The 13,744-nt window shown below is 74.0% G+C and carries 15 protein-coding genes and 1 tRNA gene; 10 read left to right on the top strand and 6 right to left on the bottom strand.

Annotated elements, in window-relative coordinates; translation table 11 throughout:
- The 3 genes from NH342_RS17975 to NH342_RS17985 form a co-directional block, all read right to left on the bottom strand.
- The coding region (locus tag NH342_RS17975) for a serine/threonine-protein kinase (RefSeq protein WP_253016848.1) at positions 1-907 on the bottom strand (907 nt) is incomplete at its 3' end.
- 82 nt (positions 908-989) lie between these two features.
- Positions 990-1,388, bottom strand: a complete 399-nt coding sequence (locus NH342_RS17980) for a Fur family transcriptional regulator (protein WP_253016850.1) — start codon at positions 1,386-1,388, stop codon at positions 990-992.
- The gene (locus NH342_RS17985) at positions 1,388-1,729 is read right to left on the bottom strand and encodes a helix-turn-helix transcriptional regulator (RefSeq protein WP_253016852.1); all 342 of its coding nucleotides are present in this window, start codon (positions 1,727-1,729) and stop codon (positions 1,388-1,390) included. Before NH342_RS17985 ends, NH342_RS17980 begins: the two co-directional genes overlap by 1 nt.
- A gap of 51 nt (positions 1,730-1,780) precedes the next feature.
- On the opposite strand from NH342_RS17985, the gene NH342_RS17990 reads away from it, so the two are divergent.
- From NH342_RS17990 to NH342_RS18025, 8 genes are all read left to right on the top strand, one after another.
- Positions 1,781-2,059: an antibiotic biosynthesis monooxygenase gene (locus NH342_RS17990; protein WP_253016853.1), complete on the top strand. Its 279-nt coding sequence runs from the start codon at positions 1,781-1,783 to the stop codon at positions 2,057-2,059.
- A gap of 47 nt (positions 2,060-2,106) precedes the next feature.
- Positions 2,107-3,504 carry a glycine--tRNA ligase gene (locus NH342_RS17995; RefSeq protein WP_253016854.1) on the top strand — a complete coding sequence of 466 codons (1,398 nt, stop codon included), beginning with the start codon at positions 2,107-2,109 and terminating at the stop codon, positions 3,502-3,504.
- 173 nt (positions 3,505-3,677) lie between these two features.
- Positions 3,678-4,829: a tRNA dihydrouridine synthase DusB gene (gene dusB, locus NH342_RS18000; RefSeq protein ID WP_253016855.1), complete on the top strand. Its 1,152-nt coding sequence runs from the start codon at positions 3,678-3,680 to the stop codon at positions 4,827-4,829.
- The gene (locus NH342_RS18005) at positions 4,826-5,275 is read left to right on the top strand and encodes a hypothetical protein (protein ID WP_253016856.1); all 450 of its coding nucleotides are present in this window, start codon (positions 4,826-4,828) and stop codon (positions 5,273-5,275) included. Before dusB ends, NH342_RS18005 begins: the two co-directional genes overlap by 4 nt.
- A 32-nt stretch (positions 5,276-5,307) precedes the next feature.
- Positions 5,308-5,928 carry a YdcF family protein gene (locus NH342_RS18010; RefSeq protein ID WP_253016857.1) on the top strand — a complete coding sequence of 207 codons (621 nt, stop codon included), beginning with the start codon at positions 5,308-5,310 and terminating at the stop codon, positions 5,926-5,928.
- Between the two features lie 71 nt (positions 5,929-5,999).
- Positions 6,000-6,470, top strand: coding sequence for a hypothetical protein (locus NH342_RS18015; protein WP_253016858.1), 471 nt, complete (start codon positions 6,000-6,002; stop codon positions 6,468-6,470).
- Positions 6,470-8,362 (top strand): DNA primase, encoded by a 1,893-nt coding sequence (gene dnaG / locus NH342_RS18020; protein ID WP_253016859.1) that lies wholly within the window; start codon positions 6,470-6,472, stop codon positions 8,360-8,362. Before NH342_RS18015 ends, dnaG begins: the two co-directional genes overlap by 1 nt.
- A complete protein-coding gene (locus NH342_RS18025; RefSeq protein ID WP_253016860.1) occupies positions 8,359-8,895 on the top strand; it encodes a hypothetical protein in 537 nt (178 codons plus the stop codon). The genes dnaG and NH342_RS18025 overlap by 4 nt, the downstream gene beginning before the upstream one ends.
- 10 nt (positions 8,896-8,905) lie before the next feature.
- On the opposite strand, the gene NH342_RS18030 is transcribed toward NH342_RS18025, so the two are convergent.
- Positions 8,906-9,106 carry a hypothetical protein gene (locus NH342_RS18030; protein ID WP_253016861.1) on the bottom strand — a complete coding sequence of 67 codons (201 nt, stop codon included), beginning with the start codon at positions 9,104-9,106 and terminating at the stop codon, positions 8,906-8,908.
- Positions 9,107-9,223: 117 nt separating this feature from the next.
- On the opposite strand from NH342_RS18030, the gene NH342_RS18035 reads away from it, so the two are divergent.
- A tRNA-Asn gene (locus NH342_RS18035) sits at positions 9,224-9,296 on the top strand.
- A gap of 78 nt (positions 9,297-9,374) precedes the next feature.
- Positions 9,375-10,610 carry a tyrosine-type recombinase/integrase gene (gene xerC / locus NH342_RS24345; RefSeq protein ID WP_253016863.1) on the top strand — a complete coding sequence of 412 codons (1,236 nt, stop codon included), beginning with the start codon at positions 9,375-9,377 and terminating at the stop codon, positions 10,608-10,610.
- Between the two features lie 22 nt (positions 10,611-10,632).
- Here xerC and NH342_RS18045 read toward each other — a convergent pair whose 3' ends face one another.
- Both NH342_RS18045 and NH342_RS18050 read right to left on the bottom strand, forming a co-directional pair.
- A complete protein-coding gene (locus tag NH342_RS18045; protein WP_253016865.1) occupies positions 10,633-10,839 on the bottom strand; it encodes an AlpA family transcriptional regulator in 207 nt (68 codons plus the stop codon).
- 188 nt (positions 10,840-11,027) lie between these two features.
- Positions 11,028-13,493 (bottom strand): ATP-dependent RecD-like DNA helicase, encoded by a 2,466-nt coding sequence (locus NH342_RS18050; protein WP_253016867.1) that lies wholly within the window; start codon positions 13,491-13,493, stop codon positions 11,028-11,030.
- Between the last annotated feature and the right edge of the window lie 251 nt (positions 13,494-13,744).

Here is a 13,744-nt window from a genome sequence, read left to right on the forward strand (position 1 = left end):
CCACGGTCTGCGGCACGGGCCGCTGCACCGGGCCCGGCGGCAGCTGCGGGACGACGACCTCGGTGCGGGCAGGCCCGGCGCGCAGCGCGGCGCGGGCCTGCGCGGCCAGCTCCCCGGCGCTGCCCTGCCGGGCGGTGGGGTCCTTTGCCATGCCCTGCGCGACGACGGCGTCCAGCCCTGCGGGCAGGCCGGGGACCACCGTGGAGGGCCGGTCGACCTCGGTGTTGACGTGGGCGAACATCTGCGCGGCCAGGCCCTCGCGGGGGAAGGGCCGCCGTCCGGTCAGGCACTCGAAGAGCACGCAGGCCAGCGCGTAGACGTCGGCCCGCCGGTCGACCGGCCGTTCCAGGAACCGCTCGGGAGCCATGTAGTCGAAGGACCCCAGCGCGGCGCCGGTCACGGTGAGCGAGGGGCCCTGCGAGTCGGTGGTCGAGCGGGCGATGCCGAAGTCGACGAGGTAGGCGAACTCGTCGTCCCCGCTGCCGGTGAGCAGCACGTTGGAGGGCTTGACGTCGCGGTGCACCAGGCCGTCGGCGTGCGCGGCGTCCAGCGCCTGGGCGACCTGGCTGACCAGCGAGACGGCCCGCTCCGGGGTCATCCGGCCCTCGCGGTGCAGCACGGTGGCGACGTCCTCGCCCTGCACCAGCCGCATGTCCAGGAACAGTCGGCCGTCGATCTCGCCGTAGCGGTGGATGGGGACCACGTGCGGCTCGTGGAGCCGGGCAGCGGCGTGCGCCTCGCGGCGGAACCGCTCCCGGTAGCCCCGGTCGGCGGCCAGGTGCTCCGAGAGCACCTTCAGCGCGACGGTCCGCTCGTGCTCGGTGTCCCAGGCGCGGTAGACCTCGCCCATCCCGCCGCGGCCGATGAGGGCGTCGATGCGGTAGCTGCCGAACTGCCCGGACTCCACCGCCCGCCCCTCCGGTCCCTCGGGGCCCCGCGCGACCTCCGGCCCGCGAGTCTAGGGAGACGCTCAGCCGGTGACCAAGGGCTCAGCCCGGGGTGACCCCGGTGTCGCGGCAGGCCGCGCAGGTGCCGAAGATCTCCAGGGTGTGGCTCACGTCGGCGAAGCCGTGCTCGGCCGCGACCCGGTCGGCCCAGCGCTCGACCGCGGGGCCCTCGACCTCGACCGTGCGCCCGCAGTCCCGGCAGACCAGGTGGTGGTGGTGCCGGGTGCTGCAGCGGCGGTACAGCGCCTCGCCGGTGTCGGTGCGGATGGAGTCCAGCTCGCCGTCGTCGGCCAGCGCCTGCACGGCCCGGTAGACGGTGGACAGGCCGACCGTGTCGCCGTCGGCGCGCAGCCGGGCGTGCACCTCCTGGGCGGAGTGGAAGCCGTCGAGCTGGTCGAAGATGGCCGCGACCGCGGTGCGCTGGCGGGTGGTGCGGACCATCAGCCGATCGTCGCAGCCGTGACGTCGCCGTGCCCGGCGTGCTCCAGCGCGTCGCGCACGATGTGCCCGACGTGGGCGTCGACGAGGCGGTAGTGCACCTCGCGGTGCCGGCGGTCACCGGCCACCAGCCGGGCGCCGCGCAGCACCCGCAGGTGCTGGGAGACCAGGGGCTGGGGGACGCCGAGCGCCTCGACCAGCTCGTGCACGCACAGGGTGCCGTGCTCGTCGAGCAGCGCCACGATGGACAGGCGCAGCGGCGCGGCCAGCGCCGACAGCAGCTCGCTGGCGGCGGCGACGTCCTCGGGGAGCCGCCGGGGGACCGGGAGCGGTGCGGCCGTCATGGCACCATCGTCGGCGCATGTGAGAACGATTGTCAACGTCGAGGAGCGGCCGTGTTCGCGCTGACCAGGTTCCGCACCGACGACCCGGCCGCGCTGCGCGCCGACGCGGTACTCCTGCTCGCCGCCCTCCGGCAGCGGCCCGGTTTCCGCACCGGCGAGTTCGGCACCGCCGCCGACGACCCGGGCCTGGCGGCGCTGCTGACCACCTGGGACGGCGTCGGCTCCTACCGCCGGGCGCTGTCCTGGCACGAGGTCAAGATCGCCGGCGCACCGGTCTGGGTGCACGCCGTCGACGAACCGGGCGTCTTCGTGCCCGGGGTGGACGTCTAGCGTTGTGGGGTCACCCCGCCGACCGCCAGCCGGATGGAGATCCTCCGTTGAGCACCGCCCGCACCGCCGACCCCGCCCGCCTGGACAAGGTGGTCAACCTCTGCAAGCGACGGGGCTTCGTCTTCCCGTCCGGTGAGATCTACGGCGGCACCCGCTCCGCCTGGGACTACGGCCCGCTCGGCGTCGAGCTCAAGGAGAACATCAAGAAGCAGTGGTGGCGCACCGTCGTGCAGGGCCGCGACGACGTCGTCGGCCTGGACTCCTCGGTCATCCTGCCCCGCCAGGTGTGGGTGGCCTCGGGTCACGTCGGGGTCTTCACCGACCCGCTGACCGAGTGCCTGGTCTGCCACAAGCGGTTCCGCGCCGACCACCTCGAGGAGGCGTTCGAGGCGAAGAAGGGCCGGTTGCCCGAGGGCCTGACCGAGATCACCTGCCCGAACTGCGGCACCACCGGCTCCTGGACCGAGCCGCGCGACTTCAACATGATGCTCAAGACCTACCTCGGCCCGGTCGAGGACGAGTCCGGGCTGCACTACCTGCGCCCGGAGACCGCGCAGGGCATCTTCGTCAACTTCGCCAACGTCATGGGCGCCGCCCGCCGCAAGCCGCCCTTCGGCATCGGCCAGATCGGCAAGAGCTTCCGCAACGAGATCACCCCGGGCAACTTCATCTTCCGCACGCGTGAGTTCGAGCAGATGGAGATGGAGTTCTTCGTCAAGCCCGGGGAGGACGAGACCTGGCACCAGTACTGGATCGACGAGCGCACCCGCTGGTACACCGACCTGGGCATCGACCCCGAGAACCTGCGGCACTTCGAGCACCCGGCCGAGAAGCTGTCGCACTACTCCAAGCGCACCGTCGACATCGAGTACCGCTTCGGCTTCCAGGGCTCGGAGTGGGGCGAGCTCGAGGGCATCGCCAACCGCACGGACTTCGACCTGTCCACGCACTCGGAGCACTCGGGCACCGACCTGTCCTACTTCGACCAGGCGGCGAACGAGCGCTGGACCCCCTACGTCATCGAGCCCGCAGCCGGGCTGACCCGCTCGCTGATGGCCTTCCTGGTGGAGGCCTACCGCGAGGACGAGGCCCCCAACGCCAAGGGCGGGGTCGACACCCGCACCCTGCTGGCGCTGGACCCGCGGCTGGCGCCGGTCAAGGCCGCCGTCCTGCCGCTGTCGCGCAACGCCGACCTCTCGCCCAAGGCCCGCGACCTCGCCGCGGAGCTGCGGAAGAACTGGAACGTCGAGTTCGACGACGCCGGTGCCATCGGCCGCCGGTACCGCCGCCAGGACGAGATCGGCACCCCGTTCTGCATCACGGTCGACTTCGACACCCTCGAGGACCAGGCCGTCACCATCCGCTCGCGCGACACGATGACCCAGGAGCGCGTGGCCCTCGACCAGGTCGTCGGCTACCTGGGCGCCCGCCTCGTCGGCTGCTGAGCTGTGGGTCCCGCCGGGCGTGGATCAGGTGGGACGACGGATGTGCATCCTCCCTCGCCGACGTCGGTGGCGGAGGATGCACGCGGCCCGTCGCAGCTGATCCACGCCGCACAGGGGATGCGCCCCCTCGCCGACCAGAACGGCCGGCCCGGCGCCCCGCCTACCCTGGACCGGTGACCGCCGTCCTCGACACCCGCCTGCCGCCGCTGCGGCTCGGTGCGCTGACCGTCGACCCGGCCGTCGTCCTCGCACCGATGGCCGGCATCACCGGCCCCGCGTTCCGCACCGTGTGCCGGGAGTTCGGCGCCGGGCTCTACGTCTGCGAGATGATCACCACCCGGGCGCTGGTGGAGCGCAACGAGAAGACCCTGCGCATGGTCCGGGCGACCACCGAGGAGCACGACGCGTTCTCCGTGCAGCTCTACGGCACCGACCCGGCCACCGTCGGGCGGGCGGTGGAGATGCTGGTCGACGAGTGCGTCGCCGGCACCCGGCCCGCGCACGTCGACCTGAACTTCGGCTGCCCGGTCCCCAAGGTGACCCGCAAGGGCGGCGGGTCGGCACTGCCGTGGCGCCGCCGGCTGTTCGCCGACATCGTGACCGCGGCCGTCCGGGCCGCCCGCGACGTCCCGGTGACCGTGAAGACCCGCATCGGCATCGACGCCGACCACCACACCTACCTCGACGCGGGCCGGATCGCGCAGGACGCCGGCGCCGCGGCGATCACCCTGCACGGCCGCACCGCCGACCAGCTCTACAGCGGCACGGCCGACTGGAGCTACATCTCCCGCCTCGTCGAGGCCGTCGACATCCCGGTGCTGGGCAACGGGGACGTCTGGGAGGCCGACGACGCGCTGCGGATGGTCGCCGAGACCGGCTGCGCCGGCGTCGTCGTCGGCCGCGGCTGCCTGGGCCGTCCGTGGCTGTTCGGCGACCTGGCCGCTGCCTTCGCCGGGTCCCCGCGGCGGGCGCTGCCCACGTTCCGCGAGGTCGCCGCGGTCATGCACCGGCACGCGACGCTGCTGGCCGGAGAGCACGGCGAGGCGCACGGCTGCGCGGACTTCCGCAAGCACGTCGCCTGGTACACGAAGGGCTTCTCCGTCGGCTCCGAGGTGCGCCGGGCGCTGGCCATGGTGGGCTCGCTGGACGAGCTCGCCGAGCTGCTGGACCGGGTCGAGGACCAGCCCTACCCGGCCGCCGTCCTCGGTGCCCCCCGCGGACGCACGTCGTCCCCCCGGCCGGTGGCGCTGCCCGAGGGCTGGCTCGACGACCGCGACGACCCCCGGCCGCCGGCCGGGGCCGAGCTGGAGGTCAGCGGCGGGTGAGCAGCGCCCCGGAGTACCTCTACGACGACGACCCGCAGCCGCTGCACGCCGGGGTGGGCCGCTCCCGCAAGGGTCTGCTGCTGGCCGTCGGGGGCGGCACGGTAGCCGTCGCGGTCGCCGCCGTCGTCGCGCTGCCGCTGCTGCAGGGCACCGCCGGTGAGCAGGCGAGCCAGGTGGCCGACGTGTTCAGCCGGGCGCTGGCGGCCGGGGACACCGAGACCGCGTGGGGCCTGCTCTGCCAGGACGAGCAGGACCGGCTGCGACCCGACCAGGTCGCGGGTACCTACCTCCGTCCGGGGACGCCGACGGTCGGCACACCCGAGCGCGGGACCGGCGAGGAGCGCACCGAGCAGGTCCCGGTGAGCTGGGACGACGAGGGCACCGTGACCACCGTCGAGCTGACCGTGGTGCCCGAGGACGGCGCCCGGGTGTGCGGTCTGGGCTGAGCGGTGCCCTGGGTCGTGGTACCCATGTCGGCATGCTCGGAGGCTTCGTCGCACGCGCCGTCGGCGCCGCCGTGCTGGCCGTCGGCCTCGTGGTGGTCTCCACGGCCGCCGCGATCTGGTGGACGGCCCGGCAGGACTCCGAGCCCCGTTCCGACGCGATCGTGGTGCTGGGGTCCGCGCAGTACAACGGCGTCCCCAGCTCGATCTTCGAGGCCCGCCTGGAGCACGCGCTGCAGCTGTGGCGTGACGGCGTCGCCCCGGTCGTGGTGACCGTCGGCGGCAAGCGCGGCGGCGACGAGTTCACCGAGGCCGAGGCCGGCCGGGACTACCTGGAGCAGGCCGGCATCCCGGACGGGGACCTGGTGCCGGTCACCGACGGCGTCGACACCTTGGAGAGCATGCGGCTGGTGGCCGCCGAGTTCGCCCAGCGCGGCTGGAGCACCGCGGTGCTGGTCACCGACCCGTGGCACGCGATGCGCGCCGAGCGGATGGCGGAGGACTCCGGCATCGACGCCGCCAGCTCGCCCACCCGGCAGGGCCCGGCCGTGCAGACCCGCAGCACCCAGTTCCGCTACATCCTGCGCGAGACCGCGGCCTACCTGCTCTACCGCGTCACCGGGGAGAGCGTCGCCGGCGCCCCGGGCATCGGGTGAGCCCTGTCCACACCGGGGCCCGCGCCGGGCGGCCCGCTGGGATGATGGTCGCGGGAGCAGGAGGGGGAGCGGTGCTGGCGCTGGGGGAGACGATGACCGACGGGCTGCGCGACAAGCTCACCCCGGTCCTCGCCGACGGCGCCGTCGTGGCCTCCCTGCGGTCCCGGGGCTGGCAGGAGACCGTCGCGGTGACCGTCGGCGACCGGTCCTGGACCTTCCACGGGGAGCGCGAGGCGCTCACCGGCCGCCGGGAGGACGACGCCGCGGGTGCCGTCCGCTTCCGTGCCCGGCGGACCGGGTACGCCTCCCAGCTGTGGGACCTGGAGCTGCACGAGGTCCCGGTGCGGATGGAGCTCGTCTCGGCCGCGCACGGCACGCACCGGTTCCGCAGCGGCGACCGCCTGCTGGCCACCACCGACTCCACGGCCTGGTCCGCGGCGCTGTCCCTCGACGCCGAGCCCGGGCTGCCTCTGGACCAGCAGGTCTTCCTGCTCTGGGTCGCGATGCTCACCCGTCGCCGCAACCGCCCGGCGGCCTCCTGATGCCCGGCCGCGGGCGGATCCGGGCCGCCGACATCGCCACCGTGCGCGAGCGCGCCAAGATCGACGAGGTCGTCGGCGAGCACCTGCAGCTCAAGCGGGCCGGCGGCGGGTCGCTCAAGGGGCTGTGCCCCTTCCACGACGAGAAGTCACCGTCGTTCCACGTCACGCCCTCGCGCGCACTCTTCTACTGCTTCGGCTGCGGCGCGGGCGGTGACGTCATCAAGTTCGTGCAGGACATCGACCACCTGAGCTTCAGCGAGGCCGTCGAGCTGCTGGCCGGCCGGGCCGGCATCCAGCTGCAGTACGAGGACGACGGCGGCCGGCCCACCGGTGCGCCCGACCGCGCCGCCGCGGGTCAGCGGGCCCGGCTGGTGGCCGCCAACACCGCCGCTGCGGAGTTCTACCGCGCGCAGCTGGCCACCCCCGACGCCGCCATCGCCCGCACCTTCCTCGCCCAGCGCGGTTTCACCCGCGAGATGGCCGCCGAGTTCGACTGCGGGTTCGCCCCGGCCGGCTGGGACACCCTGACCAAGCACCTGCGGCAGGCGGGGTTCAGCCAGCAGGAGCTGGAGACCGCAGGGCTGTCCAAGCAGTCCTCCCGCGGCACCTCCATCGACCGGTTCCACCGCCGGCTGCTGTGGCCGATCCGGGACATCACCGGCGACGTCATCGGCTTCGGCGCCCGCAAGCTCGCCGACGACGACCCCGGGCCCAAGTACCTGAACACCCCCGAGACCCCGCTCTACAAGAAGTCCACCGTGCTCTACGGCGTCGAGCGGGCCAAGCGGGACATCGCCCGCCAGCACCGCGCCGTCGTGGTGGAGGGCTACACCGACGTGATGGCCTGCCACATCGCCGGCGTCACCACCGCCGTCGCCTCCTGCGGCACGGCGTTCGGCGCCGAGCACATCAACGTGCTGCGCCGGTTGCTCATGGACCAGGACGAATTCCGCGGCGAGGTCGTCTACTGCTTCGACGGCGACAAGGCCGGCCAGGCCGCCGCGATGAAGACCTTCGCCGAGGACCAGCGCTTCGTCGGCCAGACCTTCGTCGCCGTCGAGCCCGACGGCCGCGACCCCTGCGAGCTGCGCCAGGCGCACGGCGACGCCGCCGTCCGCGACCTGGTCGCCCGCCGGGTCCCGTTGATCGACTTCGTGCTGCGGACGACGCTGGCCGACTACGACCTGGACACCGTCGAAGGCCGGGTGCACGCCCTGGACAAGGCCGCACCGATGGTCGCCCAGATCAAGGACCACGCGCTGCGGCCGGCCTACGCCCGGCGGTTGGCCGGCCTGCTCGGGAACACCGAGGAGGCCGAGGTGCTGGAGCGGGTGCGCGCGCTCACCGGCGAGGGGACGGCGGCCGGCCGGTCCCGGCCCCGGCCGAGGACCCCGGCCCGCTCCGCCGACGACGCCGCGGCCGAGATCGAGCGCGAGGCGGTGAAGACCGCGCTGCAGTGCCCGGAGCTCGCCGGCCCGGCCTTCGACGCGGTCGTGCCCGAGTCGTGGACGCACCCGGAGTACGCCGCGGTGGCGGCCGCGGTGGCAGCCGCGGGCGGGGCCGCGTCGGCCACGGTCACCGGCGCCGCCTGGGTGGACGAGGTGGGGCAGCACGCCGGCAGCGACGACGTCCGGCGGCTGCTGCCGGCGCTGGCCGTGGAGCCGCTGAAGTCCCCGGCCGACGAGCCCGACAGCGGGTACGTGCACGCGGTGCTCGCCCGCCTGCAGGAGATGGCCGCCGTCCGCCGGGTGGCTGCGCTGAAGGGGCGGCTGCAGCGGATGAACCCGGTCGAGTCCGCCGAGGAGTACACCAAGGTCTTCGGCCAGCTGGTGGCACTGGAGCAGGAGGCGCGGGCGCTGCGGGAGCGGGCGATCGGAGGGCTCTCGGCGTGAACCCGTTCCGCCGGCTGGTGCAGCGCTTCGGCCGACCGCCCGCCGGGGTGAGCGCCGCGGCCGGCGGCGCCGAGGTGCTGGCCTGGGGTGCCCGCCGGGACGGCGGCTGGCTGGTCGCCAGCTCGGTCGGGCTGCAGGCGGTCCCGGACGGCGAGGTGCTGCCCTGGCACCTGGTCGGGCACGCCCGCTGGAGCGCGGCGGAGGCCGGTGGCAGCTTCGCCGTCACCCCGCTGGTGGAGGTCGAGCCCGGGGTGCAGGCCCGCGGACCGGTGACCCGGCACGTGCTCGTCGACGCGGGCGAGCTGCCGGCGGTCGTGCGGCGGCGGGTCGACCAGACCGTGGTGGCCAGCAAGCGGCACCCGTTGCCGGCCGGCGGCGGGGTGCTGCTGGTGGCCCGCCGGGTGCCCGGTCAGGCGGCCCGGGAGTGGACCGTGGTCTTCGACGACGACGCCGACCGCGACGACCCCGCCGCCCGGGAGGTGGCCCGGGCCCGCCTGGCCGAGGCCGTGGACGGCGAGGACGCCACCCGCTGACCGCGCGGGGTCAGCGGCCGCGCAGCTGCGTGCGGAGGTCGGCGACGGCGTGGTCGGCCTGGGCGCGCAGGGTGCCGGCGGCCGACTGCAGGCGCGGGTCGTCCTTGGCGTGCTCGTAGGCGCGGCGGATCTGCTCGTAGCGCTCGCGGCCGGCGCGGGCGCCCAGCACGTAGCCGGCGCCGAAGCCGGCGAGGAAGGACAACTTGGCCACGGGGGAGACCTCCAGGGGAGTGGCTGCGGACGACCGACGCTACCGGCCCGACACGCCCGGGGGCCGCCCCCGGGGGGCCCGCCCGCGTGGGGTAACCTCGTCCACCGCAGCACACGGTCCCCCGTAGCTCAATTGGCAGAGCATTCGACTGTTAATCGAACGGTTTCTGGTTCGAGTCCAGACGGGGGAGCTTGACCTGCAGGTATTCCCTTCAGGGCCCGCACCAGACATCATCAATGCACCGGAAACGATGCGGAGATGATGTCTGGTGGGCGCAGGTCGGCCGCCGTTGCCCGTCGGCACCTACGGGAAGATCACGTTCGTGCCCACCGAGGGCGGAGCGGTCACCGCCCGCGCCCGGTTCCGTGACCTCGACGGCCGCACCCGGCAGGTGTCCAAGACCCGCGCCAGCAAGGCAGCCGCCGAGCGCGCGCTGAAGGTCGAGCTCAGCCAGCGCACGGGGCCTGACGGCGAGGGCATGCTGTCCGGCAGCAGCCGGGTGTCCGCCCTCGTCGACGCCTGGCTGGCCGCAGACCACGGCTGGTCGGTCGGCACCGAGCGCACCTACCGGTCCACGATCAAGAACTCCGTCCTGCCCGCGCTGGGTGAGCTCCGGCTGCGCGAGGTCACCCCCGGCCGGCTAGCCCGGGCGCTGACCGCGATCGGGGAGAGCTCCGGTCCCGGGTCGGCCAAGACCGCCCGGGCGTGCCTGTCGAGCATGTTCGCGATGGCTATCGTCGACGGCGCGGTCAGCTCCAACCCGGTCCGGGACGCCGGGGTACGAGTCATCCGGACGACGAAGAAGGCTCCCCGCGCGCTGACCGTCGCCGAGACCGGCCGGCTGGTCGACTACCTGGCGACCAGTGAGCGGGGAATCGCCCTGGACCTGCCCGACGTCGTGGACTGGATGCTCGCCACCGGCGCCCGGATCGGGGAGGCCCTCGCCCTGCGCGCCGGCCCGGTCGACGGGCGGGCGCTGCTGGACCTGGACGCCGGCACCTGGGAGGTCGCCGGCACCGTGGTCCGGGTGCCCAAGCAGGGCCTCGTCGTGCAGCCGCGGACCAAGACCGCAGCGGGCTGGCGGGTGGTCGCGGTGCCGACGTTCGCGGTGGAGATGGTGCGCCGGCGACTGTCTGGCCTGCGTCACCCCGAGACCGGGGTCGTGTTCGCCGCACCCCTGGCCGGGACGCTGCGCGACCCGAGCAACGTGTCGGGCGACCTACGGGAGCTGCTGGACGGGTTCGAGTGCGAGGTCTGCGGCGGCACGGGCCTGTTGCCGCCGAGGATCAAGCGGGGTCGGCCGGTGCGCTGCACGGAGGGGCCGTGGTCCTGGGTCACCTCGCACACATTCCGCAAGACCGTCGCCACCCGGCTCGAGGAGGCCGGGTTTACCCCGCGCCAGGTCGCCGACCAGCTCGGGCACGCCAACCCCTCGATGACCCTGGACGTCTACTTCGGCCGAAAGGTCGTCAGCGCCGAGGCCGCCACCGTGCTGGGCAGGTGAGCGGCCCCGGAGCTGCGGGCTGTTACGGGAAGGCGGCGAGAGCTGTGGCGAGGGCGGCGGCGCGCTTGGCCTCCCACCACCGGTCGCACTCGGCCTCCTCGTACAGCACGCGGCGGCCCACCTTCACCCCCGCCGGCCCGACTCCGGCGTGACGCCAGTACCGGACCGTGGCCGGGCTCGTGCGGAAGCGGGCGGCGACGTCGTCGGTGGTCAGCAGTCGGCTGTGCATGGCACTCCTCGTGGGGGAGACAGTGGGACAGCTGTGCAGGCGTTGGCCGTTGCGGTTCACTGCCGGTTGTCCCGGGGTGACATCAGTGGCGGCCCCGTGCGCCGAGGTCACCCCGGTCCGGTGGCTTGGTTCGGGCCGGTCGAGGTGTCTCGGGGCGCCCGCAGTCGGGTACCGGGCCGGCGTGGCATTCAGCGACGGGGTGCGGTTCGGGCGGGGGTGCGCTCGGCCGACAGGCGTCGGCCGTGATGCTGCGCTGCTGGCACCGTGCGTCCGGTCGCGGGCGGAGGTTCGGGGTGTCGCCTGCCGGGCCGGGCGGCGCTGTACGCGGCATCGAGAACGACGGGGCCCGCGAGGGTCGGCGCGGGGTGCGCTACGGCGGGAAGGTTCCGATTCTCGGCACCCGGCTCACCACCTGGGGTGCGGACGGGCAGCTGCTCGGCGAGACGCCACCAGAGGGCGGCCGCCGGTAGTTCGTCGGGTAGCGGCCTCGCGGTTGCTGCAGCCACCACGGAGGCTCGTGCCGGGTCGTCCAGCCGATGCTCTAGGAGCCTGTCGATCAGGACGGGCAGCCAGGGGTCGGCGGTGATGGCGGGGGCCAGGTCGCTGAGCCGTGTGGCCCACCCCCGGGCGTCCGCGGTGGTGCTGCCCATGCAGCGCCGCACGCGGTCGTCGAGCCGTCCCTGGTGCTCTGCATCGGTGGCGGCGATCGCGCTCGGCGCGCCGCTGGGCCTGAGGTCCGACGGCTCGACGCCCACGGCTGCCCGCCACACCGCTAGGTCGCGGACCAGGTCCGGATCAGCGGACAGGGGCCGAGCCCAGGCCGGTGTCGTCATCGCGTTCCACTCAGCCGCAACGTCGCCGACAGCTTGTGCCAGGTCCTGCACCCGCTCCGCGCGGCGGGCGAGGTAGCTGCCCCAGACCGGGTTGTCGGTGAGCGGGCGGGGAACCGCGGGCAGCCAGGTAAGCGGGGCGGGTTGGTCGGGTGCGGGACACCCGATGCGCCAGTCCAGAACGGCGGCGGCATCACGGGCGCTATCGAGGCCACGCGGGTCGTCAGCGGCCACCTGCAGGAGCTGAGCGGGGTCGTACCCGGAAGCAGCGTGCAGGACAAGGTTCGCCCGCAGAGCCGGGTAGGCCGGTTCGTCGGTCAGACCCGGGGCGGTCGCCGCGGCTGCGCGGTCGATCCCGGCTACGCCATCGGTCCCGATCTGCTCTTCGGCCGCGGTGGTCAGGGAGTGGACGTAGCGACCGACCTCGGTCGTGAGCTGCAGCGCCGGGTCGTGCTGGTTGGCAGCGATCCGGGTGGCCGACGTCGGTGCTTCGTCGCGGGCCAGGATGCGTTGAAGAACCTCCACGGCGGTGCGAGGGAGGACTCCGTCCCGGGTCAAGACAATGTGCGGGTCGCCGTCCCCGGTGACGGCGACGAAGGCGTGGTTGGTGTGCCGGCCGCGGGTGAGTGCGACGTAGAGCTGCTGACGTGACTCGGTGCCGGCCACGACCACGTAGCTGGTGTCCGCGGTGACGCCCTGAGCCCCGTGGACGGTGGTTGCGTAGCCGAGCACGAGATGACTGCGCACGTAGTCGGGCGGCAGGGTCACCAGGGCAGCGGTGCCGGTGTTCACGACGTCCACGGCACCGGACGGGCGCACGTCGGCGACGGTCCAGCGGTCGCCGTTGGTGACCCAGCCATGGGTGCCGTGGGCCAGGGTGCGGTCGTTGCGGCGCGTGATGACGACGTCCCCAGCGGACGCCGTCGTCCCGTCGGCGAGGTCGATGCCGCGCCGGCCCGGTGCCTCGCGGGTGAGGCGGTCGGCGCGGGCACGCAGGTTGAGCTGGCGTACCAGGTCTCGGGTGGGGGCGAGCATGAGGGCGTCGCGGCCGAGGGCACGGTCGGCGGCCCAAGCGGTGAAGGCCTGGTCGACGCAGGAGGACAGGTCGCCTACGTGGAGGCGGCCACGGTCGGCGTAGTAGCCGAGGGCGGTGGAGTCCCCTTCGCGCAGGGCGAGAGAAGCTGCGCCCTCGAGGTGGTTGCGGGCGCCGGTGTCGGGGTGGACGAAGCGGACGACCTCGTCCAGCCGGGCGGCGCCGTGCGCGGCGACCAGGTCGCGGAGGAGACCTCCGGCGCCGACGGGGCCCAGCTGCTGGTCGTCACCGACGAGCCGAATGGACCCGCCGGCGGCCAGGACGGTGGTCACGACGCAGCCCAGGTCCTGGGTGGAGGTGGCCCCGGCCTCGTCGACGACGACCAGGGAGCGGGGGCCCAGGGTGCTCAGCGACGCGGGCACGTCCACCCCGGTCTGGGCCGCATGCACGAACTTGGCCACGGTGTCGGTGCTGCCGGTCAGTTGCTCACGCAGGACCGAAGTGGCGGCGGCAGATGGTGCGAGCCCGACGACGGTGCCGCCGCCGGCTCGCCAGGCGGCTGCGAGGACGCCCAGGGCGGTGGTCTTGCCGGTGCCGGCGGGCGCGAGGGCGACCTGCACCCGCGCCCCCGACGTCGCGAGCTCCCGGACGAAGTCGGCCTGTCCGGTGTTCAGCGCCGGACCTCCATGGTCGGCGGGTTCGAGGGCGTCAGCCACGGCGGACGGTGGGGTGACGTGCCCGTCGAACCGGCCGGCCGCCTCGAGGACGTCGTGCTCGGCCGCCAGCACCACGGCGGAGGTGTAGCGAGCTGAACCTGCGATCTGGAAAACCGAAGTCCCGTCGAGGCGGCGCAGGGCAGCAGGAGCTGCGTTGTCCGTACTGGTCGTGAGAAGCCGAGATGTGGGGGAGGACAAAGTGTCAATGGCCAAGCTCAGGTCCCCGTTGGTGGCCAGGTGAAAGTCCCCGCCCCTCGCGGTGATTAGCGGGTGGGGCGGTCACCTCCTCGGGTGCGGGCTTGGCGCATCCGGTAGGACTCGCCGTC

It is taken from the genome of Klenkia sp. PcliD-1-E, assembly GCF_024124375.1.
Taxonomy (GTDB): Bacteria; Actinomycetota; Actinomycetes; order Mycobacteriales; family Geodermatophilaceae; genus Klenkia.